Source organism: Pedobacter jeongneungensis (assembly GCF_000633455.1).
Taxonomy (GTDB): Bacteria; Bacteroidota; Bacteroidia; order Sphingobacteriales; family Sphingobacteriaceae; genus Pedobacter; species Pedobacter jeongneungensis_A.
The window spans coordinates 30,897-56,889 of record NZ_AYMG01000008.1; the positions used below are offsets into that span (position 1 = coordinate 30,897).

Genomic DNA, 25,993 nt, shown 5'->3' on the forward strand with positions numbered 1-25,993 from the left:
ACTAATCTTTCTTCTGGCTATACTTTTTCCAGGTTTCTATTTTAGCCTTCTGGCGTGCAATGTAAGCATCGGCAATTACTTCAGCTGAACTGGAACCTTCTACAGTTTCCAGCAATTCTTTTAATTTATACTGATCTACATCTGCCTTATATAATATCTGGATGAGTTTCGGAAAATCATTATCAATTAAATAAGCAAAAGCATCAACCATCGCATCACGTAACTGGCTTTCTGAAAGGTGATCTGGTATATCGAAATCTTTGCTGATGATACTAATTAATGACATGGAATAGGATTTTTAAGATTGCAGAATTTCAAGATTAAAGTGTGTTAGAATAGGCGTTGTTAATATTAGTCTTAGGCAATTTGCATTGTCCGAAGAATCACAGGCCAAAATTAAATAAACCTGATAAAAGCGGCAGCTCCCGATTCTTCATCGGGACTATAGCGGTTAGCAGGACTGCAGGTGCTATGGAATACGGAACCCTAGGTTTTCAAAATCAAATTTTAGTCGCTTTTAAGATCCCCTCATGCGCGAGGATGACGAATCTCAAAAATTATCCATCTCTCATCTTCCCTCGATTACACCCACTTAATCTCCTGACAAATCTCGATCAACACGCCATTGGTATCTTTTGGATGCACGAAACACACCATTTTATTGTCGGCACCTTTTTTGGGCGATTCGTTAAGCAGTACAAAACCTTCTTTATGCAAACGTTCCATTTCGGCCAGAATATCGTCGACCAGAAATGCGATGTGATGAATCCCCTCTCCTTTTTTTTCGATAAACTTAGCAATTGCACTTTCAGGAGATGTGGCTTGCAACAGTTCTACTTTATTCTCGCCGGTTTTAAAGAAAGCTGTATTTACAAATTCAGACGCAACTTGCTCTGTCTTATAGCAATCGGTATTGAGCAGTTTCTGATAAATATCTATAGAACTGTTGAGGTCTTTTACCGCGATGCCGATGTGTTCTATCTTGTTCATAGATTATAAGGTTATGTGAATGTAAAAATGCGGCTTTTATCTATAAGCTCATAGCTATTATTTATAATTGTTAAATAAGTTTTTTAGTATCTTTGTGTTATAATTAACAGAATAGAGATGAAACAGCCGATATATTTAGATAATAATGCTACAACACCGTTAGATCCACGTGTGCTGGAAGCAATGCTACCTTACTTTACTGAGAAATTTGGAAATGCCGCAAGTCGTAATCACGCGTTTGGCTGGGTGGCTGAAGAGGGTGTAGATTACGCTCGTGAGCAGGTAGCCAAACTAATCGGCTGTACTGAAAAAGAAATTATTTTTACATCAGGTGCTACCGAAGCCGATAACCTGGCTATTAAAGGTGTATTTGAAATGTATAAAGAAAAAGGTAACCACATCATTACTGCGGTTACTGAACATAAAGCAGTTTTAGATACCTGCAAACACTTAGAGAAAAATGGCGCACGCGTTACTTATTTAGGTGTTAAAGAAGACGGTTTAATTGATTTAGCTGAATTGGAAGCTGCTATGACTGCTGAAACTATCTTAGTTTCGATTATGTATGGTAACAACGAAATCGGAGTAATACAACCAGTTAAAGAAATTGCAGCCATTGCACACAAACACGGTGCTTTATTTATGACTGATGCTACGCAGGCAGTTGGTAAAATCCCTGTTGATGTAAATGCTGACGGTATCGATTTAATGGCTTTCTCTGCACACAAAATGTACGGTCCGAAAGGTGTTGGTGTACTTTACGTTCGTCGTAAAAATCCAAGGGTTAAAGTTACTGCACAGATGGATGGCGGTGGCCATGAGCGTGGAATGCGTTCTGGTACGTTAAACGTTCCTGGTATTGTTGGTTTAGGTAAAGCTTGTGAGCTTTGTCGTTTAGAAATGGAAAGCGAATCAATCCGTTTATCAGCTTTACGTGATAAGTTAGAGACTACTTTAAACAAAATGGAAGAAAGCTATGTTAATGGTAATACACAACACCGTTTACCACACGTAGCTAATATTTCATTCAAATATGTTGAGGGTGAAGGTTTAATGATGGCCATGAGTGATTTAGCGGTATCTTCAGGGTCTGCTTGTACTTCAGCTTCGTTAGAACCATCATACGTATTAAAAAGCTTAGGTTTATCTGATGATTTAGCACACTCTTCTATCCGTTACGGTTTAGGAAGGTTTACAACTGAAGCAGAAATTGATCAGGCGATTGAAGTAACTCAAAAAGCGGTTAACCACTTAAGAGAACTTTCTCCACTTTGGGAAATGTTTAAAGAAGGAATCGATTTGAGTAAAATTGAGTGGGCAGAACACTAAGCCAGTTTGGAGTTGGCAGTTAACAGTTTGGAATACCTGAACTGGCAATTGAAAACTGATAATTTAAAACTAATTAAAAATTTGCTCCGCAAGGAGATTAAAAAAATAAAATCATGGCATATTCAGAAAAAGTAATTGACCATTACAATAACCCACGTAACGTAGGTACATTAAATAAAGACAGCAAATTTGTAGGAACAGGATTAGTTGGTGCACCTGAGTGTGGCGACGTAATGCGCTTGCAGATTGAGGTTGGAGAAGATAACGTAATCACCGATGCTAAATTTAAAACATTTGGCTGTGGTTCAGCTATTGCTTCTTCTTCTTTAGCTACAGAATGGTTAAAAGGAAAAACAATTGATGAAGCTTTATCTATCGATAACATGGATATTGTTGAAGAATTGGCTTTGCCTCCGGTAAAAATCCACTGCTCGGTATTGGCAGAAGATGCAATTAAATCTGCGATTAACGATTACCGCGTTAAAAATGGCTTAGAAGCTATTGTATTAGAAAAATCGCACCACTAGAATAGATGTGAGACAATAGATTTGAGATGTGAGAGCACCTACCTTAGGGCGCTCAAATATATCTCAAATCTAACCTCTCAAATCACAAATCTCTATCACAATGATTACAATAACAGATAAAGCAAAAGAAAAAATCACTCACTTAATGCAGGATTCGGAAATGGGTTCTGATTACTTTTTACGCGTTTCAGTAAAAGGTGGTGGTTGTTCAGGTTTATCATACAATTTAGATTTTGATAACGAAGAACAAAAAGGCGATCAGTTTTTTGAAGACAGAGGAATCAAAATTGCGTTAGATATGAAATCATTCCTTTATCTGGCTGGAACTGAATTAGATTTCACTGATGGTTTAAATGGAAAAGGTTTCAACTTTATCAACCCCAATGCGAGTCGCAGCTGTGGTTGTGGCGAGAGCTTCTCAGTTTAATCGAATCGAATAACTTTATATAAAAAGGTTTCATTTTATGGAACCTTTTTTGCGTTTTATGAGGTTTGTCTTCGCAAGATTAGCCGCACATTTTTTCCCGCAGATTAAGCAGATTTGAAGCGCAGATTAAGCAACAACTTAATCACCTTCATGTATTTCCATCCAGCCAGGCCAAAGCACCACATCTCCGTTCTACTTAAATCCGGCCTAACATCCCGATAGCTATGGGGATCGGGCTCTACTACCCCTGCCATCCTACTGGCCTTAAAAGAAAACGGCGTAGCCCTCATGAATACCATTGAAAATTATACCAAAAAATGAATAAATTTTCAGCCGGCATTTTTTGTTTTTTCATTTGTCTTTATATTTTCAATGGCATTCAAGCTAGCTTCGCTGGTCTTTTTGATGCCAAAAAGAAAGAGCCTTTCGGCGGCGGAGAGCCGAGGCAAGACTGTGCAGATGGGCCAAATGATATTATAAACATAAAGGTAATATCGAAGTAAGCACTATTGTTATATAAAGATCCTTCGCTGTACTCAGGATGACAGGTATGGAAGAAACCCAAGTGTCAATTTGTATTTTTAAACCAAAAAGCGTTATTATTGTTAATTATATTCAGCGAACCAATTACGAGCAATGCCATTAATAAACGAATTTTCAACGGTCCCTACCCTGTTGCGGAATGTTGTAAAAAATATACACAAACCACAAGAAACCTTTTTGATCCATAAACAGGGTGCAGAATGGACTGAAATTTCTTACGAAGATACCCTAAAAAGAGCTGATGCAGTTTCCGCATTCTTTTTGGAAAAAGGAATAAAAAAGGGCGACCGCCTGGGTTTAATGATCGAAAATTCCCCGGAATATGTGTATTACGATCAGGGTATTCAGCAGATCGGCGTGATCAACGTTTCCATTTATCCTACGCTTTCTGAGCAGGAAGTGTCTTATATCATCAACGATTCTGGCATAAAAGCCATTCTTGTTGGGAATAATTTCTTATACCGTAAAGTATTAAAGGTTGCTGCCAATTGCAAGGAACTAAAATATATTATCCCCGCTTTTAAAGATTTTGAAAAAGTTACTATTCCTGCAGATGTAAACGTAGAAGTAATTGCTTTTTCTGATATCCTGGCACTTAAACATCAGGTTACGGCTGCTGAGAAAGCCGAAATAGACCAGTGCAGAAGTTTGGTATTACCAAATGATGTTTCCTCATTAATTTATACTTCCGGAACAACAGGAACTCCAAAGGGAGTAATGCTTACCCATTATAATTTTGTAAAGAACGTGGAGGTATGTTTGCAACAGATCCCGGTGATCGACCAAACAGAGACTTTTCTTTCCTTTTTACCATTGTCGCACGTATTCGAACGTACAGCCACTTACCATGTTTGCTGTGCACAAGGTTGTAAAATCGCCTTTGCCCAAAGTTTAGAACTCTTAGCTAAAAATATGGGCGAAGTGCGTCCAACAGTGATGAGCTGTGTTCCCCGCCTTTTAGAGCGGATACACGATAAGGCGATAAAAGGAGGAACTGCAGGTGGAGGTACCAAAGCAAAAATATTTACCTGGGCCTTAGAAACCGGCAATAAATACCGTGTTGCAAAAGAAGCGGGCAAAAATCCAGGTTTAATCTTATCGGCAAAAAAAGGAATTGCCGAGAAACTGGTCTTCAGTAAAATCAAAGAAAAAACAGGTGGAAGATTAAAATTCATGATTTCTGGCGGAGCTGCCCTACCTAAAAATGTTGGTGAGTTTTTTGGTGATCTGGGCATTAAAATCTTGGAAGGATTTGGTTTAACAGAAACTTCGCCTGTGATGTCGGTTACCGAATACCACAGACAGGTTTATGGCACCGTTGGACGAGTGATCCCTGGCATTGAGGTAGGCATACAAGATGTAGAAAGCAAAGAAATGCTGAGCATTCAAACACACAATACTTTTAACGAAGATTTTGAATGTGCAGAAGGTGAAGTAATTGTCCGCGGTCATTGTGTAATGAAAGGTTACTTTAACAAACCTGCAGAAACTGCTGAGGCGATAGACAAAGATATGTGGTTCCACACCGGTGATATCGGTCGTTTTTATAAAGGAAACCTGCAGATTACCGACCGTTTAAAAAACATGATCGTTAATGCCTATGGCAAAAACGTATATCCTACGCCAGTAGAAAATATCTATTTAAAAAGTCCGAAGATTGATCAGCTGTTTTTAATCGGCGATAAACGCGAATTTATCACCGCCATCATCATTCCTAACAAGGAAACTTTAGAAGAAACCTTTAAACTTCAACCCTCGTTTTTTGAAGAAACTGATCCTTTTATCCGCAACCAGGAAATCATCGACTGGATGGAGCTGGACATTAAGAAAATCTCTAACGAACTGGCTAAATTTGAGCGTATCAAAAACTTTAAGATCAAACGTAATCCTTTTAATATAGATGAAGGGGAAATTACACCGACCATGAAAGTTAAACGCCGCATTGTAGAAAAGAAATATGCCGAGGCCATTAATGAAATGTATGAGGAAGGTGTAGAAGCGGAATCGTAACAATTAAAAATTTCCCATTTAGGGAACTTTTCTTATATTTGTTCAATATTTACTTAAGTGAGAATAATCGCTAAAAAAATACTGCGTGATTTTTGGGAAAGGCATCCAGATTGTGAAGAACAACTGAAATCGTGGTACCAGGAAACAAGCAATAGCAATTGGGAAAAGCCTAATGATGTAAAAAGCGATTATCCCAGTGCAAGTATCTTAGCTGATAATAGAATTGTTTTTAATATTAAAGGCAATAATTATCGGTTGATTATCAAAATCAATTATGATTATCAGATGATCTGGATACGTTTTATTAGTACTCATGCTGAATATTATAAATAGATGCTACCAAAATCTAAACACATGAATATTAAGCCGATCAAAAATCAAAATGATTATACTCAAGCCTTAGAAAGGCTTGAAGTTATTTTCGATGCTAAAAAAGGCTCGGTCGAAGGTGATGAATTAGAGGTATTAGCGATCCTCATCGAAAATTACGAGGACAAACATTTCCCTATTGGTTTTCCTGACCCAATTGAGGCCATCAAGTTTAGAATGGAACAAATGGGCTATAAACAAAGTGATTTAGCCAAAGTTGTTGGTTTAAAAAGCCGAGCAAGTGAAATATTAAACCGAAAGCGGAAATTATCACTCGATATGATCAGGCAATTACACGAAAGTTTCAATATACCTACAGATGTGCTTATCCAGGCATATTAAAATTATACATTAAGACAAAAATAAAACCCTGCAAAATCATTACTTTTGCAAAAAATACCCGAAATGAGTATAGGATTATCAGAACAAGAAGTATTACGACGTGAGTCGTTAAAGCAATTACGCCAGTTGGGCATAGAGCCTTATCCGGCAGAAGCTTATGAAGTTAACGTTACCGCTGCCGACATTTTAGCAAACTACGAAAAAGATAAAACTGCCTATAAGACCGTTAGTTTAGCCGGTCGTATTATGGGACGTAATATTATGGGTGCCGCATCTTTTGCTGAATTACAGGATTCGACAGGGCGTATCCAGATTTATTTAAAGAGAGACGAGCTTTGTCCTGGTGATGATAAAACCTTATACAATACCGTATTTAAGAAACTTTTGGATATTGGTGATTTTATCGGGATTACTGGTTACGTTTTTACCACACAAACAGGAGAAATTTCTATTCATGTTACCGGTTTTACCGTTCTAGCTAAATCTTTACGTCCATTACCGATTGTAAAACGTGATGATAAAGGGAATGTGTACGATGAATTTACCAATCCTGAATTGCGTTACCGCATGCGTTATGTAGATTTAACGGTAAACCCTGATTACAAACAGATTTTCATCAAACGCAGCAAGGTAATTAACAGCATGCGCAATTACTTTGATGAGCAAGGTTGGATGGAAGTAGAAACCCCTATCCTACAACCTATACACGGTGGTGCAGCTGCCCGTCCTTTTGCTACACACCACAATACTTTAGATATGCCGCTTTACCTGCGTATTGCGAATGAGCTTTATCTAAAAAGATTAATTGTTGCTGGTTTTGATGGCGTTTATGAGTTCGGTAAAATGTTCCGTAACGAAGGGATGGACCGTACGCATAATCCAGAGTACACTTCGATGGAAATTTATGTAGCCTATAAAGATTATATCTGGATGATGGCTATGGTTGAAGAATGTTTGGAAAAAGTAGCGATTGCGACAAATGGTTCTGCTGTAGTTAAAGTTGGCGAAAACGATATTAATTTTGAAGGACCATACGAAAAACTAACCATGTACGAATCAATCCAAAAATATACAGGAATTGATGTTTCGAAAATGACTGAAGAGGAGCTTTTGCAAACCTGTGCATCACTAGGCATCGAAACGGATTCTACCATGGGCCGCGGTAAATTGGTAGACGAAATTTTCAGTGATAAAGTAGAAGCCAATTTAATCCAGCCGACATTTATTACGGATTATCCAATCGAAATGACACCGTTGGCGAAGAAACACCGTAGTGCAGAAGGATTGGTAGAGCGTTTCGAAATATTTGTAAATGGTAAAGAAATCGGAAATGCTTATTCAGAGCTGAACGATCCGATTGATCAAAAAGAACGTTTTGAAGATCAGTTGAAACTTGCGGATCGTGGTGATGCTGAAGCTATGGCTATGGATGATGATTTCGTTCGTGCCTTAGAATATGGTATGCCTCCTACTTCAGGTTTAGGTTTTGGCATCGATCGTATCGTGATGTTAATGACCAATCAAAGTACCATCCAGGAAGTGTTATTCTTCCCACAGATGCGCCCGGAAAAAAAGAAAATTGAGTTAACACCAGAGGAAACAGAATTATATGCATTGGTTTCGGAAGGTGAACAACACCAGTTAACTGATGTAAAAGCAAAACTTGCCGATTGGAGCAATAAAAAATGGGATACTACCCTAAAAGCATTAACCGGTAAAGGCGTTTTAAAAGTTTCCAAAACCGATGATGGTTTGTTTTTATCGCAGAAATAGTCAAAAAAGACTTTCATAACGGTGAAATAACGCTTTTAGTGTTAACACAAACATAACAAAAACTTAAAAGGCTTGCTAACAATTGTTTAGCAAGCCTTTTCTATATTTACAGCAATCGATAAATAAAATCATTGCCCTATGAATACGTCAAGTTTAGAAATCAACGAAAGAGAGTACTGCATTAAATTAAGCAAAGATGCTTTTGATTTAACTTTAGTGCGCCAATTAATAAAAAGAATCCAGGCCGAAGCTTTATTTTTCTCAAGAGTTCAGGCAGAAGACGAAGACATCTTAAGTAAAAGAGCCCAAAGAGAAGAATTTGAAGGATTTGATTATTTAGGAGACAAATAGTAAGTATTCAATTTACAATTCTCAGTTAATAGTTAATTTAACGATTAACCAGTTAACCGCTTTATACAATTAACCGGTTAACCAATTAAAACAGTTAACCTCACTAATCAACCTCCAAAGTCCCTTCTACCGAATCATCCATTGTTTTCCCTGTAATTACGGATGCAGCCATTTTCAAAAATGCAACGGCAGTGCCGTGTTTGGTATCCCAATAATAACCTTCGGATGGGATAACTTTGATTAGCGTAATATTCGGGTCGTCTTTCCCTCCCTGAAACCAGGTTTTTATAAACGGGCTCCAAAGCTCATCAATTTTGGCCTGATCCCTGCTGATTTCTGAAATACCATAAATATTTACAAAACCTGAATGTGCACCTGCCTGAAATAACAGGTGTGTAAAAGGATCAGTAGAAATTTCGTCGTTTTTATGACTGTCTTTCATGCTCATAAACCAGATATTCCCTTCATCATCTACCTGCTGAATAGCCATTGGTCTTACCGATAAAGGTATACCCGTTTTAATATTGGTACAGAAAAAACAACTTTCAGCTTTTTCTGCCAACTCCCTAAGTTTTTCGATGGCTGCTTTGCCACCAAGATCTTTAATGTTATTTTCTTCCTGAGTATTATTCGTACTTCCTTCTTGTGATGTTGCCATAGGATTAAGATTTTATATTTACTACAATAGAAATTGGGTTTTGGTTTTGAGTTTTTGCGGAGAACCTTAGGCGAAGGGCGTTCGGCGGAGAGCGTAAAGATAAAATATAGTGTTTGATTTATTGGCTAAAAATTATGGCGTTTTGATCAAAGGCAATATCTTTAATTAATGAATATCAAAAAACCGAAAGCTTTTAAGGCTGAGATTAAAATTATAGGCATCAATCCTTTTGTGTTTATACCAGAAGAAGCATTAAATTATATTTTTCATCAATCGGGAAAAGACAAGGGACAGCTTCCGGTTAAAATGAAAATTGATGGTTATGAGTTTAAACAAACGCTGGTTAAATATGCCGGAGATTGGCGTTTATACCTAAATACGCCCATGCGAAAAGCAGCCGGAAAAGATATTGGAGATATCGCGACTTTCGAAATTGAATTTGATACGGAAGAACGGACAATTAGTATCAATCCTAAACTGGTACAGGCCTTAGCAGAAAATAAACAGGCAAAGGATGTATTTGATGGCCTCGCCCCTTATTTACAGAAAGAAATTATACGTTATATTGCCAACCTTAAAACGGAAGAATCGATTGATCACAATGTAAAAAAAGCTATTCAGTTTCTTTTAGGTAAAGAACGGTTTATTGGTAGGGATGGGATTTAAAGCATTATTTAATATAGTACAAAAGACAATTATTAACTGTCCTTTGTACTATAATATTATTTTATAATAATCCTCGCTTTCTCAGCATTGGTTTAATATCAGGATTATGTCCTCTGAAATTAAAAAACATTTTACCAAGATCTTCAGTATTTCCTTTGGACAGAATCATATCCCTAAAACGCTGACCATTCGCCCTGGTTAATCCTCCATTCTCCTGAAACCACGAAAAGGCATCATTTTCAAGCATAGAAGTCCAGCTATAGGCGTAATAACCTGCGGCGTAGCCATTACTCCAGATGTGCAGAAAATAGCTGGAGCGGTAACGTGGTGGCACATACGATAAATTTAAATTGGTTTTCTTTAAAGCTTCGGCTTCAAATTTGTCGACATCCTGCAATGGTAAACCAGGAGAAATTGTATGCCATTGCATATCCAGATCGGCTGCTGCCAAAGCTTCAGTAAAAATATAGCCCTGATTAAATGAACTCGCCTTTTTAATTTTATCTAACAAAGCTTGTGGCATTTGTGCTCCGGTTTGATAATGAAGGGCATAATTCTTCAGTATTTTTGGATCGGAAGCCCAATGCTCATTAAACTGGGAAGGAAATTCTACATAATCACGGGCTACACTTGTACCCGAAAGACTGGGATATTGCTGGTTGGCAAACAGACCGTGTAAACCGTGTCCAAATTCATGGAACATGGTTGTAACATCATCAAAACTAATTAATGCTGGTTTTCCGGCTTCGGGTTTTGCAAAGTTGCAAACATTATAAATTACCGGTATTGTACCGAATAGTTTAGATTGAGGAACGAGGTTATCCATCCAGGCACCGCCATCTTTGTTATCACGTTTGTAGTAATCACAATAAAAGAGACCAAGCTGTTTTCCATCTTTGTCCATCACATCAAAAACACGAACATCTTCCTGGTAAACAGGTAAATCTTTACGTTCTTTAAAAGTAATGCCATAAAGTTGTGTGGCAGCATAAAACACACCGTTAATAAGCACTTTATTTAACTCGAAATAAGGCTTAACCTCGTTTTCATCCAGATCGAATTTTGCTTTACGAACTTGCTCGGCATAAAAATCCCAATCCCAGGGCTCTAGCTTAAAGCCGCCTTTTTGCTGATCGATTACAGCCTGTATATCTGCGGCTTCACTTTTTGCCTTCGCGGTTGCAGCAGGAATAACTTTGCTAAAAAAACCTTCTACTGCTTCAGGCGTTTTAGCCATCTGATTTTGCAATTTCCAGGCTGCATAATTTTTAAAGCCAAGCAATGCTGCCTGAGCAGAACGGATCTGCGCAATTCTTGAAATTATTTTACGGGTATCATTTGCATCACCTTTTTCTGCCCTGTTCCATGATTTATTAAAAAGTTCCTCTCGCTTGTTACGATCGGTCATTGATTGCAATTCGGGTTGTTGGGTCGTATTTTTTAAACCTTTACCTGCTGCCTGTAACTGTGCGGTAAACTTCGCGCCCAAAGTAGCTTCTTCTTTATTCAGCTCTTTAAGTTTGTCTTTATCAGCGTCAGATAGCTTTGCCCCTGCCAATTCAAATTTTTGGTAATAACACTCCAGTAAGCGCAACGATTCGGCATCCAGTTTCAGCTGATCCTTCTTTTTGTAAAGGGTTTCTACCCGGTTAAAAAGTTTGGTATTTAAATAAATGGCATCGGTGTTTGCTGTTAATTTAGGAGCCTCCTCTTCTTTAACCTTTTGCAATTCGGGATTAGTATTGGCGCCTGTAAGCAGGTTAAAAACCGTACTTGTCCGGTTCAGCAATTGTCCGCTTTTTTCTATGGCCAGAATGGTATTTTCAAAATCAGGTGGTTCAGTCTGATCAGCAATTTTACGGATTTCATCCATTTGCTGTTTCATCCCTTCTTCCAATGCCGGTTTAAAATCACCGTTTTTTATTTTGTCGAAAGCAGGAGCCTGAAAGGCAAGTTCGCTTGCTTTAAAAAAAGGATTGGCCGATGAAAAGCTTTCCCTGCTTTCTTCAGCATCTTTTTTGTTATTGCAAGCACCTAGAATGGCTAAAAAAGCCAACATGGGTAAATAAGATACTTTTTTCATGAATATTTAAAAGTTAGGTATCCATAAAAATAGTAATTTATATGCTGCAATTTTCAACAAACAAAACCGAGCTGAAACAAAAAAGCCATTTCGGTTAAGAAATGGCTTTTAAATTTTATCTGTAACGAACTTGCTGTTGCTTGTCCATCATCCCCATCTGATCTTTCATCTGTTTAATCTGATCGGCCAATAATTTATTTTTATCTGCTTTTTTTGCTTCGGCAAGATACATGGTTGCTTCGCGTTTATTGCGTTTAGCCATTGCAATACCGGCCAGGCTTAGTTTTGCCAAAGCAACATTATGATCCATCTGCATTCCTAAAGCAAGCGATTTTTTGAAATATTTTTCACTCTGCATTGGTGCTGTTCTGCTTTCAATTAAACCAATCAATAAATTGTAGTAACCGTGCTGAACTTTAATCAACTGGCTTTCGTAATTGGTAATGCGATCTAAAAACATTTTTGCTTTAGGCATGTTATCTTTTCTGAGAAACCATTGCGCTAAAAGCATGTTCTCATTAAAGAAATAAGTTACCAGTACAATTATTCCTAATAAAATGGCAATAATGCCCCACGGCCAGAAACCGAAAATAAATAAAGCTACTGCGCCACCCAGTAAAGCAAACCCCGCAATTAATCTGATAATATTTGGCATAAATTTTATTCTAATTATTTTTTTTTTGCAAATATCGTGTTTAAATGGCAGAAATTAGATTTTAAAACAATAATTTCATTAAAAATTACAAAGCTCAAAAAAAACCGCGCATCAATATGAAAATCCTATTATCTATAACCCTAATCGTACTTGCAATGAACGTTTCTGCACAAGAAGTAAATAAAAAAATCCACGATCAAGTCCACAATAAAGATATCCTGATTAACGCCTGCACACGTGAAGGAATTACCACTTTTCCTGAATTTAAAGAAATGTACGATCCGCTTTATGCTGCTTATATTCCGGACGCAGCAACCATGATCGAACTGAAAAAACTGGTTAAAAACGAAAAAATCAAAATTGTTTTAGGTACCTGGTGTGGCGACAGTAAAGCCAACGTTCCGAACTTCTTTAAGATTTTAGATGCGTTACACTTTAAAGAAAAGAATGTTGAAATTATTGCAGTTGACGGTAATAAAAAAGCAGAGAACGGCATTTTAGATGGCCTGGATATTTCGAGGGTACCCACCTTTATTGTTTTTGATAAAAAAGGGAAAGAACTGGGAAGAATTATTGAAGGTCCAAAAACAAGCCTTGAAGGTGATTTACTAGCGATATACAAGAAAAAATCTTAAACTTTTTGAGTTGAGTTTGGTTGATAATCTATTGGTCCATGGTTCATAGTCTAATAGTTGATAGCCTAATCGCCAAGGGTAAACTCCCCAAACCATTGACCATGAACTATCAAACCATTAACTAAAAACATTATACATCTTACATCAATATTATGTCTGCAGCATTAGAACCAGGTTGGTTAGCCGTTTTAGAGCAAGAATTTGAAAAAGACTACATGAAAAACCTGAAGTCTTTTTTACAGGAAGAGAAAAACAATGGTGCGACGGTTTATCCTAAAGGCGCTGATATTTTCAATGCATTAAACACCACTCCTTTTGACCAGGTGAAGGTGGTGATATTGGGCCAGGATCCATATCATGGTGCAGGGCAAGCGCATGGATTATCTTTTTCGGTACAACGGGGTATAACCGTCCCGCCCTCGTTAAAAAACATTTACAAGGAATTAGAAACAGATATAGAAGGTTTTAAAACACCTAATCACGGACACTTAACACATTGGGCTGAGCAAGGTGTTTTGTTATTGAATGCAACACTAACAGTTCGTGCTTCTGAGGCCGGCTCCCATCAAAACCGCGGATGGGAAATTTTTACAGATGAAATTATTAAAGCTTTATCTCAAAAACGCGAGCATATTGTTTTCTTATTATGGGGTAAATATGCACAACAGAAAGCAGCTTTAATTGACCAAAAAAAACATTATGTGCTTACAGCAGCACATCCTTCACCATTTTCTGCTTATAATGGCTTTTTCGGATCGAAACATTTCTCAAAAGCAAATCAGCTTCTGGTACAGAATAATTTAAAACCAATTGACTGGAACTTACCAGCCTAATGAATACTTATTTTATCTGTGGTTTAGGTGCCGACAAAAGGATTTTTGCTAAGCTTAAGCTGGATGAAAAAATCAATATGATTCATGTAGATTGGATCAAACCGGTTAAAAATGAATCACTGTCCGCTTATGCAGAAAGGTTGAGCAAAGTTATCGACAACGCCCAACCTTTTGCTTTGGTTGGGGTTTCTTTTGGAGGAATGATCGCGGTAGAAATAGCAAAGATTTTAAACCCCGTTAGCACGATCATCATTTCGAGCACGATGTTAAGCAATCATTTACCAGTGCTTTACCGTTTTGCAGGCAGATTGTGAATTCTGAAATTTATTCCAGCCAAACTTTTAAAGTCATCGAATAAACTTACGCAGAATTATTATTTCGGCACACGATCTAGTATTGAGAAAACATTACTGAGCAAAATTATTAAGGATACTGATCCTTATTTTTTGAAATGGGCCATTGGAAGCATATTAAGCTGGAAAAATAAAACGATACCTGAAAAGATTTATCACATTCATGGTACAAATGATAAAATCCTTTATTCTAAAATAGCAAAACCTGATTTCGTAATCGAAAACGGAACCCACTTTATGGTTTATCAAAATGCTGAGGAAATTTCGGGAATTATTAATAAATTGCTTTTATAATTCGATCAACAGATTCAATCAACGAATTGTTTAGATCATCCCAGAAAACATTATTAACTAATTAATGGATTTTATGATGAACAAAACTTTTCTCGACCAGTTGGAATACAAGGTTACAGGTGCTTGTATTGAAGTAAACAAAATTCTTGGTCCTGGCCTCCTTGAAAGTGTGTATCAAAAGTGCTTAATGTGGGAATTACAATTACAGGGTATAAATTTTACTACCGAACACCCTATTATACTTTCTTATAAAGATGTTTTATTAGATACAGCACTAAAGTAGATTTGGTTATTGAAAACTGCTTAGTATTGGAGTTAAAAGCAGTTGAGATTATATTACCTATTCATGAAGCACAGATTTTGACTTATATGAAACTACTTAAAATACCTAAAGGCTTGTTAATTAATTTCAATTCAGCCAATATAGTTCATAATGGAAAAAAGAGCTTTGTTAACGAATTTATGTACGACATTAACAATTAAACATACAGATATGAACGCCCAACTTAAATGACCTCAGGTGACTTAGGTGGTAAAAAAATTAGATGAACCACCTAAGTCACCTGAGAATACCTTAGCTTTTCAGTTATTATATCGTTTGGGATTAATACTCTAAAGGTACAATTGGTTCTTTCTTCGTGGTCGACATGATCATCATCGTTTGAAATGTTTTCACTACAGAAATCTTACTGATTTTATCCATAATTAAACGCTCATATGCTTTGATGTCTTTTACATAAACCTTTAATAGAAAATCGGCCTGACCAGTAACATGGTGGCATTCGGTAATTTCCTTGATCTGATTTACTTCATCCAAAAAGATCTGGATAGTATTATTTTTATGAAAATCGAGTTGAATCTGGATAAAAGTTTTGATGCCCAAACCCAGTTTTTCTTCATCCACCAATGCATGATAACTTTTAATGTATCCTGCCATTTCGAGCTTACGCACACGCTCTAAAGTTGGTGCAGGTGATAAACCAATTTCTTGTGATAAAAGCAAGTTGGTAATTCTTCCGTTCTCTTGAAGAATTCTTAAAATTTTAAAATCAATTTTATCTAATTCAGATGCCATATGGTGTTAAAGGTATTTGAGAATACAAACATAACCAAATTATATTCTAAATTTTAACATAATTTATCATATATATTTTAAATAAAAATTTTTAGATTTACCTAAAAATAAAATTAGATAAACATAAATGCAAAGTTACACCGAAGAGAATTATCTAAAGACGATTTATCACCTGGCAGAGCAGACAACTAACGTTCAAACCAATGCCATTGCAGAGCAGATGCAAACCAAACCAGCATCGGTAACCGATATGATTAAGAAGTTAGCTGATAAAGGATTAGTTGATTATATTAAATATCAAGGCGTAACCTTAACGGAAATAGGAAGAAATACTGCGATTGATATTGTGCGCAAACACCGCCTTTGGGAAGTTTTTTTGGTAGATAAATTAAATTTTAAATGGGACGAGGTGCATGATGTTGCGGAAGAGCTGGAACACATCAAATCGGTTGAACTGATTGAAAGATTGGACGAATTTCTGGGTTTCCCAAAAGCAGATCCCCATGGCGACCCTATCCCTGATAAAAACGGAAGATTTGCCAAAACCCAGTTTATTAAACTCATCGAATTAAAAGTAGGCGATTCGGGTACCATTACCGGCGTAAGTCAGCACAGTTCTGCTTTTTTAAAACATTTAGAAAAATTAGGGCTTACCCTGGGCAAACAAATCCAGGTTAGTGATGTTACCGATTTCGATGGTTCAGTTGAGATCCTGTTATCCAATAAACAAATTAATATTAGTAGAGAAGTTGCAAAACATATTTTAATCAGCAGTAATGGCAAAAACTGAATCCCTAAGTGAAGTACATCAAAGCGTAAATACAGATAAAAGAAAAGGCTGGAAAAGAATTTTGGCCTTTATTGGTCCCGCCTATTTAATCAGCGTGGGTTATATGGATCCGGGTAACTGGGCAACCGATCTGGCCGGTGGTAGTAAATTCGGTTACCAACTGATATGGGTTTTACTCATGTCGAACCTTATTGCATTGCTTTTACAGTCTTTAAGCGCCCGTTTAGGTATTGTAAGGGGATTGGATTTGGCCCAGGCTTCAAAACAGGCTTATCCCCGCTGGGCGAATATTCCATTGTTTGGATTGGCACAAACCGCCATTATTGCCTGCGATCTGGCTGAAATCATTGGAATGGCCATAGGATTACAACTCCTTTTTGGTTTACCGCTCATATGGGGTATATCCATTACCATTTTTGACACCATTTTACTACTATTCCTCCTTAATAAAGGTATGCGGGCGATGGAAGGATTTATCGTTTCGATGGTTTTTATTGTTGGGATTTCCTTTTTGGTCGAAATGTTTATTGTTGAACCATCCATTAAAGAAATAGCCAGAGGATTTGAACCTTCTATCTTAAATGGTGATGCGCTTTATATCGCCATCGGTATTATCGGTGCCACCGTGATGCCCCACAACCTTTATTTGCACTCATCTTTGGTGCAGACCAGAAAAATTGAACGGAGCAATAAAGGGATCAAAGAGGCTTTAAAATTTAACCTGATTGACACCACGGTAGCACTAAACCTGGCCTTTTTTGTTAATGCAGCCATATTAATTCTTGCTGCAGCAGCTTTCTATAAAAATGGTTTGCACGAAGTGGCCGAAATACAGGATGCCCATAAGTTACTTTCGAACATTTTTGGAAGTGTGGCCCCAACCCTATTTGCTATCGCATTAATTGCAGCCGGACAAAGTTCTACGGTTACCGGAACTTTAGCGGGACAAATTATTATGGAAGGGCATATCAATTTAAGGATCCAGCCCTGGTTGCGCCGCTTGATTACCCGCTTATTGGCCATCATCCCTGCATTTTTTACCATTTTGCATTATGGCGACGATGCCCTGGGGGGATTGTTGGTGCTGAGTCAGGTGGTTTTAAGTTTGCAGTTGGGGTTTGCCATCATTCCTTTGATCCACTTCACCTCAGATAAAAAACTGATGAAAGATTTCGCGATCAAACCATGGGTGAAGGTGTTGGCATGGGCAAGCGCAATTGCCATTATTGCATTGAATGTAAAACTGGTAATTGAAGAAATAAGTGGCTGGGCCAAAGAAGCCAATAACTGGTGGATTTATGTGATTGTAGTGCCGGCTTTGATCTTAATCGTTTTATTATTACTCTACGTTTTCTTCCATCCTTTATTGGAAAAGAAAAAGAATGCCTCACGACAGCTTGTACCCCATGGAAATGCCCTGGATATTGGTAAAATTGATAAGATCAGTTACAAACGGATCGGTATTGCGGTCGATTTTTCTAAAAACGACAAAAACACTATCCGACATGCTCTGATTCAGGGTGGTAAAGATGCACACTATTATCTTATCCACGTGGTAGAAACTGCTGCTGCACGTTACCATGGCAATGATGTAATGGATCATGAAACGATGAGCGATGCCGAAAACCTGGAGAAATACCGCATCAATCTGGAAGATTTAGGTTACGATTCTACCCCGTTTATCGGTTTTGGAAACACCGGCAAAGCCATAGCCGATATCAGTAACCGGAATGAAATGGAACTATTGGTAATGGGCGCGCATGGACATAAAGGCTTAAAAGACCTTATTTTTGGTACTACGGTAGATTCGGTGAGGCACAAGGTGAATATCCCCGTGTTAATTATCAGGTAAGATTTTCAGTTCTATTTAATTAGCCACCTCTGTTCCTTATTATCTATTATCATGTAGGCACAAAAATTATAAAGATTCTTCTCCCGCTCTATGCCGCGGGGCATGATACTTTGGGGCGCCAAAGTATCCAAAGCGCTTCGTCAATCCGGCAAGGGGCCTTTTACACAAGTCCCCAACACATCAAAAAAACAGCGGCACTTTGTTTTGTTCGTTAGCGCTGGGTGAAAGCTTTTACAAACATGAAACACAAAACCACTGCGTTTGAGGTTTGGAAGTACCGCTTGTACTGTTTTGCAACTGTTTTTTTGATTTTTCTGGCCCTGGGGATTGACAGCGTTCTTCGGTAAAACCGGTTGTTTTTTGAAAGGAACCTAGTATAACGACAAACTTCTAAAAAGATGTGTTAACATAGTAGTAAATCTGTGGCTAAAAAAAGATTATTTACTTACTACCGTCATTAGTTTTTTAATGCCGCCATCGCCTGATTGGTACATTAATAATTTACCTGCTGGCGAATATAAGTACATGGCTGGATATTGTTTTGGTAAAAAGGTTGGAATAAATATGCGTTTTTTATCTTGTAATACCAACACATTAGGTTTTGCATTTAAACCTTTGGCATAAGAATCGAAAAATTGGGGAATAATATATCCTTCATCCATGGTAATCATGTAAATATTTACATCCTTGAACTTAGCATAATTCGTATTCAGTATTTTACTTTCGCGCTGGCAATGCTCGCAGGTACAATCGAATAAAATAAAAAGGTTCTTTTTACCTTGTTTAATATCGGTATTAGAAAAAGCTTTTCCATCCAAACGGTAAAAAGTAAACTGAGGCAACAAAGTTGGCTGCTGTGCTTTTACCTGGAAAGTAAGGGATAATAATAAGATTAAAAGTAGGTTTCTGAATTTCATTTTAGATATTTTATGTCCAAACTTAATTGAATAAATACGAACATAATAATATATCCTTAGCTTTTACAAACTGATGAAGATTTTTATTACTTCCTTAATCGGAGATTTAAGTTTAAAAATCGTCGTCATCTCGACTGAAGCGCAGTCCCAAACTTTCGGGAGAGAGATCTACCAAGACAGATTTCTCGGCTGCGTTGCACCCGATAGCTATCGGGTTCGCTCGAAATGACGACCTCTTACCATTTCCTCCCATGAAATAAGAATCCGGTTGGCGGATGAAAGGTTTTTTTCCTTGCACCTGCCTGTGTTAAATAAACGCGATTGACGCGGAAACCAAAAGCTTTTTCTGCTTTTGTTGCAGCAAAAGCGGGACTATGGCTGCCAAAAGAACTGTCCGTACATTTCCAAATCATGAGACATTAAAAAATTTTGCAATTGCATAAAACAAACTGTGAACACTAAAAACCTTAACTTAATGTGATTAAAACTACATTATCACATCAATTTTTAGGATATTTGCAACCCTGCACTTATATTTTAAATAATTGTGGCATATTACAATACCATATACTTTATTAAATTTTGAAAAACGACATCAACATAAAAAATAAAAGAGCTTATTTCGACTACAATCTTTTAGATAAATACGTAGCCGGCATTGCCCTTTTAGGAACTGAAATAAAAGCCATAAGACAAGGAAAAGCCAATATGACGGATGCATTCTGCACGTTTATTGGTGGAAACCTCTATGTACGCAATCTACATGTATCGGAATATAGTCACAGTTCTTTTTATCACCACGATATTAAGCGCGACCGGGCACTACTGCTACAGAAAAAAGAAATCAGGAAATTAAAGTTAAAAGGCGAAGAAAAAGGTTATACCATAGTTCCTCTGCGTATTTTTATTAACGAAAGAGGTTTCGCCAAAATGGAAATCGCCCTCGCACAGGGTAAAAAAGAATTCGACAAACGCGACAGCATTAAAGATAGAGATACGAAGCGTGAGTTGGATAGGGCGATGAAAAGATAGTCCAATTGGCAGTTAATAGTTTTCAGTTCGAACTGCCAACTATTAACTGTTAACTGAAAACTGAACTACCACGCTTGATCGCCCACTAAAGGCACAAACCTAAACGTATCTAACACAATTTTTTCGTAATCCGTTTCGCTCACGCGGATAACAGTAACCATTTTCTGGGTTTTCTCATCCCCCACCGGGATAACCAGTATACCACCTATTTTTAACTGTTTCAATAAAATTTCGGGTACCAAAGGTGCGCCTGCGGTTACAATTATTTTGTCGTATGGAGCATGTTTTGCAATTCCCTTTGAACCATCGCCACAATAAAAAGTCGGCCTATAACCCATTCCAGGCAAAACCTGAATGGTTCTGTTATAAATATTTTCTTGTCTTTCTATCGTAAAAACCGTAGCACCAAGTTCCATTAAAATACAGGTTTGATAACCCGAACCGGTTCCTATTTCGAGTACTTTATCTCCTTTTTTAATGTGCAGCAGTTCACTTTGGTAAGCAACGGTGTAAGGCTGTGATATGGTTTGACCATCACCTATCGGAAAGGCAATATCCTTGTAAGATTGATTCCAGAAAGTTTCGTCAAAAAAGAAATGCCGAGGAACTTTACCAATGGCTTTTAACACATTTTCATCTTCAATCCCACGAGATCTTAACAGCTCTACCAGGTTTTTTCTCGCACCACGTTCTCGGTAATTATCAACAAATTTATACGCCATGAGCTTCAAAATTAGCGTTTCTTAAACGGTGATACAAGATAAAGAAATCCACATTACCGTAAGTAACACTAAATCAAAACTTAAATTAGCAATTAATTTGATCTGTCATTCTGAACGCAGTGAAGAATCCCTTGCCTAAACGCATCAACCCCAAAAACAGTGCTGCGCTTAATTAAAGTTTGGTACTTATCGCTTGCAGATGCTTCACTAAGTTCAGCATGACAATACACTCTCCCCTTCTAATACGGATCGACATCTATTTGTGTAAAAACCCCTTTAAATTCTTTGGTTGCATTAAATTCGGTCAGGGTTTCTCTTAGCGCATCTTTAACTTTTTGAATGGCAGTATGCTTATCGGCTTTGATAATGATCTGTTTGATGTAAAGATTCCTCACACGGCTTATCAGTGGCTGCTCGGGTCCTAAAACCCTTTTACCAAATTTTGCTTTAAGGATATTTGCTAATGTAAAAGCAGCATGATCCAACACATGAGAATCTTTATGTTTGATGTACAAAAAGATCATCCTTGAAAAAGGTGGATACAGAAATTTCTCACGCTCCGCAATTTCGTCGTTGTACATGCCTTCATAATCGTTGTTCACCACTTGCTTGATGATCCGGTTTTCGGCATCGTAAGTCTGGATGCAAACATTCCCCTGATCGGCCCTTCTACCTGCCCTGCCTGCAACCTGCGCCAATAACTGGAAACTACGCTCGTAGGCACGGAAATCAGGATAGCCCAACAAAGTATCGGCATTTATTACGCCGATAAGATTCAGGTTATCGAAATCCAACCCTTTGGCCACCATTTGTGTACCGATGAGGATATCTGTTTTCTTTTCCTGAAAATCATTTAAAATCTGCTGCAGACCATTTTTGGTACGGGTACTGTCCATATCCAGGCGTGCAATGGTCACCTCTGGATAAAGTAATCTGAGTTCCTCTTCAATACGCTCGGTACCAAATCCTTTTTGTTCTACGTGTACAGAGCCACAAGCCGGACAGATATTTACACTGCTTTGCTGATAACCGCAATAATGACAATGTAATTTACCACTGCTTTTATGATAGGTTAAACTTACATCGCAGTTTACGCATTTTGGTGTATAACCACATGTGGCGCAGATGAGAATGGTGGCATAACCTCTCCTGTTCTGAAACAGCACAATCTGTTCTTTTTTAGAAAGTGCCAGGTCGATATCTTTGATCAGTACACTCGAAAAATACGAACTCATCGTTTTTTTCTTCGTTTCTTCAGAGATACTTACTACTTGCTGATTTGGAAGTTGAACCCCACCAAAACGTTCTTTCATCTCTACAAGCCCATATTTGCCTTGTAAAGCATTATAATAACTTTCTAACGATGGTGTAGCTGAGCCTAAAACCACTTTAGCCTGGTGCAGGTATCCTAAATAAATAGCAGCATCTCTGGCCTGGTAGCGAGGTGCCGGATCGTATTGTTTATATGATGGTTCATGCTCTTCATCAACCACGATTAATTTCAAATCCTGAAATGGAAGAAAAACGGCTGAACGCGCGCCAAGGATTACCTTATACGCACCCGTTCTTACCTTGTTCCATATTTCTACCCTTTCGCTATTGTTAAATTTTGAGTGGTACACTCCAATTGAATTGCCAAAATAACGTTTAATCCGCTCTACTATCTGAGTAGTTAAAGCAATTTCGGGAAGCAGGAACAATACCTGTCCATCTGTATGCTGGATAATTTTTTCAATCAGTTTAATATAAACCTGTGTTTTACCTGATGCAGTAACCCCATGCAGCAAAACCACTTCTTTTTCTTCAAAATACTGATTAATCTGGCTCAAAGCCTTTTGTTGACCTTCATTCAGTTCAAAATTCACACTGAATTCTTCGTCATGAGCGGCCAAACGACTTACCGGCCTTTTCATCACCACAAAAATATCTTTGTCGGTTAATGCTTTTAATGCAGCTGGCCCACAATTGCTTTCTTCTAAAAGTTGTTCTTTTGAAATTGGCAAATTAGATTTTTGAAGTTTCAAGTAGCCAAGCAAGGCATCCAATTGCTTAGGGGCCTTATCAAGCACATTAAACAGTTGCTTTAAATTCTCTTCTTCAGTATAAAAATCGTTCAATATCACGAACGATTTAAGTAATGGTTTATACTTCTGCACTACCTCTTCGGCCACCAGAATCAACTCTTTATCCAATAAATGGTTAATGATCGGATATACGGTTTTCTGTCCGAGCAGTTTAGAAACATCGTTAACGGTAAGTTTCTGTTGCTGTCTTAACGCATTAACAATGATTTCTTCCTTATCGGTAAGTTCGGTTGCTTCGTTATAATCCTCACGGAGAATCAGGATGGTTTCGCTTGCCAGCTTCAAACTTGCAGGGAGTGCCGCCGCCATTACATCCCCTTCATTACACATGTAATAGTTAGTCATCCAGCTCCAGAATTTGAGCTGCATTGGGGTAATTACAGGTTCAGCATCTACAACATCAATGATGTATTTTGCTTCGTATACAGTTGGTGGTACAGTGGTAATGCCACTGATCAGTGCTGTATAAATTCTATGTTTTCCAAACTGAACTACCACACGTTTACCGATGGCAATCTGGTCGTTTAAATCAAATGGCACACGATAAGTATAGTTTTTCGCCAAAGATAAAGGCAAAATAACTTCAACAAAAAGTGTTTCTCTTTCTGCAAAAATATCGTTTTCGAAACTGTTCATTATTTATCTTTAAATGCTGCAAAAAAGAGCATTATCCATCCCAACACTAACAAAAGTCCGCCAATAGGTGTTAACGGACCAATAAATTCCGTAAAACCCAAATGCGATATACTCCGCGTAGCCAACAAATATAACGAACCCGAAAAGAGAATAATACCAAATGTGAAGCAGAAATAGGCGATATTAATCAGCTTGTTCCGATAGCGGGCAAAGGTTGATAGGTATAATAATGCAAAGGTATGATAGAACTGATAATCAACGCCTTTTTGCCAGATTTCTAATGAAGGTGCATCAATTAAAGCTTTTAAGCCGTGGGCACCAAAAGCACCCAGTAAAACTGCAATAGCACCAAAAAAAGAAGCTGTAAGGATTATTCGTTTATTCATAATGATCTGCTAGTAGCAATCGCTAAATTAATAAATTGACAAAGAACTTCTCACTAATCAATGTAATAAATTAAATTTGTTGCACAGCAGATGAAAAAAATCGTAATTCTAACAAGTGCATTATTTTTAGGTGTAGCCTTTATGGCTTACCTCTATTTTTCGAAATTGGGTACGGATAATGATGCGAAAGACCTGGCGCTGCAATCTGCAACCAATAATGCCGCCCTTGTGTTTTCTTTTCAGAACGACAAAGGCTTTTATGATATTCTGGAAGGCCAGCAGCTTATTCAACAGGTTTTGGGCAAAGATAAAATGAACCTGTTAAGACAATTAAAATCGGGCATTATCGATGATAATATGCTGAATAAGTACCTCAAAGATCAACAGGTGTATATTAGCGTACTCCCCGACTCGAATAAAACTTTAAATTTCCTGATCACCTTACAGATCCAGCCGGATAACGACATTAAAAAATTTTACGGGGCTTTAAAAACCAAAAAATCAATCAGCGAAAATTCTAAAGAACTATATACCGTTAAATTGAATGACAGCCTATCGGTTTATCTGGGTGTTCATGGTCAGGTATTAACCGTTTCTACCTCATTAAAACTCATCAACGATGCCAATGTACGTTTAACCGAAAATCCTTTTACAGAATATATAAAAGAGAATAACCGCCAGATCAAAAATGTACTGGCGCATGTGTATATCAACTTTAACCAGGCTCCTTTATTGTTAAAGAATATCATTGCCGGAAATATTAATGGAGAAATTGCTGTTTTTAATAAACAGAACAGTTTTGCGGTACTCAATTACAATTTTAGTAAAGAAAAAATCCTTTTCAGTGGAAATTCGGAGTTAAAAGATCAGCAAAACTACCTTAAACTGTTCGAAAGCACAGCTCCGCAAAACACTTCGATACAGAATATCTTACCTGATAATACTGCAAATTATGCCCTTTATGCTTATGATGATTACGGAAAATGGTTAAAAAAGCTAAATAACTGGCAAGAACAGACGAAAGTAACCGATAAAACAAATGGAGTAATTAAAAAGATAAAGGATGAATACCGAATAGATATGAATGCGATATTCCCGGTGTATACTAAGAACCAGTTTATACTTTTCCAGTTAAGTACCACCGAAAAACTTGGGGCAATTTCTTTATCCAATGGCGAGAAGGTAAAACAACTGTTGCTTGATGTGAGTGCTGATTATAATGATGACATAAAACTTTTTAAATCATCAGATATTTTATACAGTTATTTCGGAGAACCCTTTAAAAAATTCGGCCGGCCCTATTATACCATTGTGGATAATAATTTAATTGTAGCTAATAATGCAAGTACCGTACAATCGTTTTTAAATGACTACAAAAAGAACAGGCTTTTGATCCAAACTCCCCAATATCTGGATGCAGTTAACCAGATTTCGACCACTTCGAATGTGAGTTATTACATCAATACCAAAAACTCGGCAGATATTTTCAGGAGCAATATCCAATTGGGTTTTTACAAACATTTAAGGGCCGATAGCGGTTTAAAAAGTTTCGATACTTTTTATTACCAGATGAGTGCAGACCGGAACAAATTCATTACTAACTTGCTTTTAAACAAATATTTAAAACCAGAAATACCAGATTCGTTAAGTAACCGTTAATA

Annotated in this window: 27 protein-coding genes and 1 pseudogene; 18 read left to right on the forward strand and 10 right to left on the reverse strand. The window is 37.5% G+C overall.

Annotated features, from left to right (window positions below; all coding sequences use genetic code 11):
* Position 1 precedes the first annotated feature (1 nt).
* Positions 2 to 286: a hypothetical protein gene (locus U859_RS0106530; protein WP_025142619.1), complete on the reverse strand. Its 285-nt coding sequence runs from the start codon at positions 284 to 286 to the stop codon at positions 2 to 4.
* A 296-nt stretch (positions 287 to 582) separates the two neighbouring features.
* Positions 583 to 990 (reverse strand): methylmalonyl-CoA epimerase, encoded by a 408-nt coding sequence (gene mce, locus U859_RS0106535; RefSeq protein WP_025142620.1) that lies wholly within the window; start codon positions 988 to 990, stop codon positions 583 to 585.
* Positions 991 to 1,107: 117 nt separating this feature from the next.
* Here mce and U859_RS0106540 point away from each other — a divergent pair, with 117 nt between their 5' ends.
* The 8 genes from U859_RS0106540 to U859_RS0106590 all read left to right on the forward strand — a co-directional run bounded on the left by U859_RS0106540 (position 1,108) and on the right by U859_RS0106590 (position 8,661).
* The gene (locus U859_RS0106540; protein WP_025142621.1) at positions 1,108 to 2,319 is read left to right on the forward strand and encodes an IscS subfamily cysteine desulfurase; all 1,212 of its coding nucleotides are present in this window, start codon (positions 1,108 to 1,110) and stop codon (positions 2,317 to 2,319) included.
* Positions 2,320 to 2,432: 113 nt separating this feature from the next.
* Positions 2,433 to 2,846 carry a Fe-S cluster assembly scaffold IscU gene (gene iscU, locus U859_RS0106550; protein ID WP_025142622.1) on the forward strand — a complete coding sequence of 138 codons (414 nt, stop codon included), beginning with the start codon at positions 2,433 to 2,435 and terminating at the stop codon, positions 2,844 to 2,846.
* 100 nt (positions 2,847 to 2,946) lie between these two features.
* A complete protein-coding gene (locus tag U859_RS0106555; RefSeq protein WP_025142623.1) occupies positions 2,947 to 3,273 on the forward strand; it encodes a HesB/IscA family protein in 327 nt (108 codons plus the stop codon).
* Between the two features lie 636 nt (positions 3,274 to 3,909).
* Positions 3,910 to 5,826: an AMP-dependent synthetase/ligase gene (locus U859_RS0106570; RefSeq protein ID WP_025142626.1), complete on the forward strand. Its 1,917-nt coding sequence runs from the start codon at positions 3,910 to 3,912 to the stop codon at positions 5,824 to 5,826.
* A gap of 57 nt (positions 5,827 to 5,883) precedes the next feature.
* A complete protein-coding gene (locus U859_RS0106575; RefSeq protein ID WP_025142627.1) occupies positions 5,884 to 6,159 on the forward strand; it encodes a type II toxin-antitoxin system HigB family toxin in 276 nt (91 codons plus the stop codon).
* Positions 6,160 to 6,180: 21 nt separating this feature from the next.
* Complete coding sequence (locus U859_RS0106580; RefSeq protein WP_025142628.1) at positions 6,181 to 6,537, forward strand: type II toxin-antitoxin system HigA family antitoxin; 357 nt, start codon at positions 6,181 to 6,183, stop codon at positions 6,535 to 6,537.
* Positions 6,538 to 6,600: 63 nt separating this feature from the next.
* Positions 6,601 to 8,310: a lysine--tRNA ligase gene (gene lysS, locus U859_RS0106585; protein WP_025142629.1), complete on the forward strand. Its 1,710-nt coding sequence runs from the start codon at positions 6,601 to 6,603 to the stop codon at positions 8,308 to 8,310.
* 138 nt (positions 8,311 to 8,448) lie between these two features.
* The gene (locus tag U859_RS0106590) at positions 8,449 to 8,661 is read left to right on the forward strand and encodes a hypothetical protein (RefSeq protein ID WP_025142630.1); all 213 of its coding nucleotides are present in this window, start codon (positions 8,449 to 8,451) and stop codon (positions 8,659 to 8,661) included.
* Between the two features lie 103 nt (positions 8,662 to 8,764).
* Here the strand turns inward: U859_RS0106590 and U859_RS0106595 are convergent, their stop codons facing one another.
* Entirely contained in the window at positions 8,765 to 9,319 is a 555-nt protein-coding gene (locus tag U859_RS0106595; protein ID WP_025142631.1) for a pyridoxamine 5'-phosphate oxidase family protein, read from the reverse strand.
* A 168-nt stretch (positions 9,320 to 9,487) separates the two neighbouring features.
* Between U859_RS0106595 and U859_RS0106600 the strand changes: the two genes are divergently transcribed.
* Positions 9,488 to 9,985, forward strand: coding sequence for a YdeI/OmpD-associated family protein (locus tag U859_RS0106600; protein ID WP_025142632.1), 498 nt, complete (start codon positions 9,488 to 9,490; stop codon positions 9,983 to 9,985).
* Between the two features lie 61 nt (positions 9,986 to 10,046).
* Here the strand turns inward: U859_RS0106600 and U859_RS0106605 are convergent, their stop codons facing one another.
* On the reverse strand, positions 10,047 to 12,068 hold the full coding sequence (locus U859_RS0106605; protein WP_025142633.1) for a M3 family metallopeptidase: 2,022 nt from the start codon (positions 12,066 to 12,068) through the stop codon (positions 10,047 to 10,049).
* Between the two features lie 115 nt (positions 12,069 to 12,183).
* Positions 12,184 to 12,723 carry a hypothetical protein gene (locus tag U859_RS0106610; RefSeq protein WP_025142634.1) on the reverse strand — a complete coding sequence of 180 codons (540 nt, stop codon included), beginning with the start codon at positions 12,721 to 12,723 and terminating at the stop codon, positions 12,184 to 12,186.
* A gap of 116 nt (positions 12,724 to 12,839) precedes the next feature.
* On the opposite strand from U859_RS0106610, the gene U859_RS0106615 reads away from it, so the two are divergent.
* The 5 genes and pseudogenes from U859_RS0106615 (at position 12,840) to U859_RS30310 (ending at position 15,321) form a co-directional block, all read left to right on the forward strand.
* Complete coding sequence (locus U859_RS0106615) at positions 12,840 to 13,358, forward strand: thioredoxin family protein (protein WP_025142635.1); 519 nt, start codon at positions 12,840 to 12,842, stop codon at positions 13,356 to 13,358.
* 152 nt (positions 13,359 to 13,510) lie between these two features.
* Positions 13,511 to 14,191 (forward strand): uracil-DNA glycosylase, encoded by a 681-nt coding sequence (gene ung, locus U859_RS0106620; protein ID WP_025142636.1) that lies wholly within the window; start codon positions 13,511 to 13,513, stop codon positions 14,189 to 14,191.
* Positions 14,191 to 14,505: an alpha/beta fold hydrolase gene (locus U859_RS31560; RefSeq protein ID WP_051584663.1), complete on the forward strand. Its 315-nt coding sequence runs from the start codon at positions 14,191 to 14,193 to the stop codon at positions 14,503 to 14,505. The genes ung and U859_RS31560 overlap by 1 nt, the downstream gene beginning before the upstream one ends.
* 132 nt (positions 14,506 to 14,637) lie before the next feature.
* A complete protein-coding gene (locus tag U859_RS31565; RefSeq protein ID WP_051584664.1) occupies positions 14,638 to 14,838 on the forward strand; it encodes a hypothetical protein in 201 nt (66 codons plus the stop codon).
* A 76-nt stretch (positions 14,839 to 14,914) separates the two neighbouring features.
* Positions 14,915 to 15,321, forward strand: a pseudogene (locus U859_RS30310) (GxxExxY protein).
* Positions 15,322 to 15,442: 121 nt separating this feature from the next.
* Here the strand turns inward: U859_RS30310 and U859_RS0106635 are convergent.
* Complete coding sequence (locus U859_RS0106635; protein WP_025142637.1) at positions 15,443 to 15,913, reverse strand: Lrp/AsnC family transcriptional regulator; 471 nt, start codon at positions 15,911 to 15,913, stop codon at positions 15,443 to 15,445.
* 127 nt (positions 15,914 to 16,040) lie between these two features.
* Between U859_RS0106635 and U859_RS0106640 the strand changes: the two genes are divergently transcribed.
* Positions 16,041 to 16,703 carry a metal-dependent transcriptional regulator gene (locus U859_RS0106640; RefSeq protein ID WP_025142638.1) on the forward strand — a complete coding sequence of 221 codons (663 nt, stop codon included), beginning with the start codon at positions 16,041 to 16,043 and terminating at the stop codon, positions 16,701 to 16,703.
* Positions 16,690 to 18,555: an Nramp family divalent metal transporter gene (locus tag U859_RS0106645; RefSeq protein WP_025142639.1), complete on the forward strand. Its 1,866-nt coding sequence runs from the start codon at positions 16,690 to 16,692 to the stop codon at positions 18,553 to 18,555. The genes U859_RS0106640 and U859_RS0106645 overlap by 14 nt, the downstream gene beginning before the upstream one ends.
* 437 nt (positions 18,556 to 18,992) lie before the next feature.
* Here the strand turns inward: U859_RS0106645 and U859_RS0106650 are convergent, their stop codons facing one another.
* On the reverse strand, positions 18,993 to 19,472 hold the full coding sequence (locus U859_RS0106650) for a TlpA family protein disulfide reductase (protein WP_025142640.1): 480 nt from the start codon (positions 19,470 to 19,472) through the stop codon (positions 18,993 to 18,995).
* Between the two features lie 582 nt (positions 19,473 to 20,054).
* On the opposite strand from U859_RS0106650, the gene smpB reads away from it, so the two are divergent.
* The gene (smpB, locus tag U859_RS0106660) at positions 20,055 to 20,504 is read left to right on the forward strand and encodes an SsrA-binding protein (protein ID WP_025142641.1); all 450 of its coding nucleotides are present in this window, start codon (positions 20,055 to 20,057) and stop codon (positions 20,502 to 20,504) included.
* Positions 20,505 to 20,569: 65 nt separating this feature from the next.
* Here the strand turns inward: smpB and U859_RS0106665 are convergent, their stop codons facing one another.
* From U859_RS0106665 to U859_RS0106675, 3 genes are all read right to left on the reverse strand, one after another.
* Positions 20,570 to 21,226 (reverse strand): protein-L-isoaspartate(D-aspartate) O-methyltransferase, encoded by a 657-nt coding sequence (locus U859_RS0106665; RefSeq protein WP_025142642.1) that lies wholly within the window; start codon positions 21,224 to 21,226, stop codon positions 20,570 to 20,572.
* A gap of 239 nt (positions 21,227 to 21,465) precedes the next feature.
* A complete protein-coding gene (priA, locus tag U859_RS0106670) occupies positions 21,466 to 23,946 on the reverse strand; it encodes a primosomal protein N' (protein ID WP_025142643.1) in 2,481 nt (826 codons plus the stop codon).
* Positions 23,946 to 24,332 (reverse strand): DUF423 domain-containing protein, encoded by a 387-nt coding sequence (locus U859_RS0106675; protein ID WP_025142644.1) that lies wholly within the window; start codon positions 24,330 to 24,332, stop codon positions 23,946 to 23,948. Before U859_RS0106675 ends, priA begins: the two co-directional genes overlap by 1 nt.
* A gap of 90 nt (positions 24,333 to 24,422) precedes the next feature.
* On the opposite strand from U859_RS0106675, the gene U859_RS0106680 reads away from it, so the two are divergent.
* Positions 24,423 to 25,991, forward strand: a complete 1,569-nt coding sequence (locus tag U859_RS0106680) for a hypothetical protein (RefSeq protein WP_025142645.1) — start codon at positions 24,423 to 24,425, stop codon at positions 25,989 to 25,991.
* Positions 25,992 to 25,993: the final 2 nt, after the last annotated feature.

Coding starts and splice junctions, on each gene's coding strand:
- U859_RS0106530 (WP_025142619.1), bottom strand. CDS start 286: ATGTCATTAATTAGTATCATCAGCAAAGATTTCGATATACCAGATCAC.
- U859_RS0106610 (WP_025142634.1), bottom strand. CDS start 12,723: ATGCCAAATATTATCAGATTAATTGCGGGGTTTGCTTTACTGGGTGGC.
- U859_RS0106570 (WP_025142626.1), top strand. CDS start 3,910: ATGCCATTAATAAACGAATTTTCAACGGTCCCTACCCTGTTGCGGAAT.
- priA (WP_025142643.1), bottom strand. CDS start 23,946: ATGAACAGTTTCGAAAACGATATTTTTGCAGAAAGAGAAACACTTTTT.
- U859_RS0106640 (WP_025142638.1), top strand. CDS start 16,041: ATGCAAAGTTACACCGAAGAGAATTATCTAAAGACGATTTATCACCTG.
- U859_RS0106635 (WP_025142637.1), bottom strand. CDS start 15,913: ATGGCATCTGAATTAGATAAAATTGATTTTAAAATTTTAAGAATTCTT.
- U859_RS0106645 (WP_025142639.1), top strand. CDS start 16,690: ATGGCAAAAACTGAATCCCTAAGTGAAGTACATCAAAGCGTAAATACA.
- U859_RS0106595 (WP_025142631.1), bottom strand. CDS start 9,319: ATGGCAACATCACAAGAAGGAAGTACGAATAATACTCAGGAAGAAAAT.
- iscU (WP_025142622.1), top strand. CDS start 2,433: ATGGCATATTCAGAAAAAGTAATTGACCATTACAATAACCCACGTAAC.
- U859_RS0106605 (WP_025142633.1), bottom strand. CDS start 12,068: ATGAAAAAAGTATCTTATTTACCCATGTTGGCTTTTTTAGCCATTCTA.
- U859_RS0106680 (WP_025142645.1), top strand. CDS start 24,423: ATGAAAAAAATCGTAATTCTAACAAGTGCATTATTTTTAGGTGTAGCC.
- U859_RS0106665 (WP_025142642.1), bottom strand. CDS start 21,226: ATGGCGTATAAATTTGTTGATAATTACCGAGAACGTGGTGCGAGAAAA.
- U859_RS0106580 (WP_025142628.1), top strand. CDS start 6,181: ATGAATATTAAGCCGATCAAAAATCAAAATGATTATACTCAAGCCTTA.
- ung (WP_025142636.1), top strand. CDS start 13,511: ATGTCTGCAGCATTAGAACCAGGTTGGTTAGCCGTTTTAGAGCAAGAA.
- lysS (WP_025142629.1), top strand. CDS start 6,601: ATGAGTATAGGATTATCAGAACAAGAAGTATTACGACGTGAGTCGTTA.
- U859_RS0106650 (WP_025142640.1), bottom strand. CDS start 19,472: ATGAAATTCAGAAACCTACTTTTAATCTTATTATTATCCCTTACTTTC.
- U859_RS0106540 (WP_025142621.1), top strand. CDS start 1,108: ATGAAACAGCCGATATATTTAGATAATAATGCTACAACACCGTTAGAT.
- U859_RS31560 (WP_051584663.1), top strand. CDS start 14,191: ATGAATACTTATTTTATCTGTGGTTTAGGTGCCGACAAAAGGATTTTT.
- U859_RS0106555 (WP_025142623.1), top strand. CDS start 2,947: ATGATTACAATAACAGATAAAGCAAAAGAAAAAATCACTCACTTAATG.
- U859_RS0106590 (WP_025142630.1), top strand. CDS start 8,449: ATGAATACGTCAAGTTTAGAAATCAACGAAAGAGAGTACTGCATTAAA.
- U859_RS0106675 (WP_025142644.1), bottom strand. CDS start 24,332: ATGAATAAACGAATAATCCTTACAGCTTCTTTTTTTGGTGCTATTGCA.
- U859_RS0106615 (WP_025142635.1), top strand. CDS start 12,840: ATGAAAATCCTATTATCTATAACCCTAATCGTACTTGCAATGAACGTT.
- U859_RS0106600 (WP_025142632.1), top strand. CDS start 9,488: ATGAATATCAAAAAACCGAAAGCTTTTAAGGCTGAGATTAAAATTATA.
- mce (WP_025142620.1), bottom strand. CDS start 990: ATGAACAAGATAGAACACATCGGCATCGCGGTAAAAGACCTCAACAGT.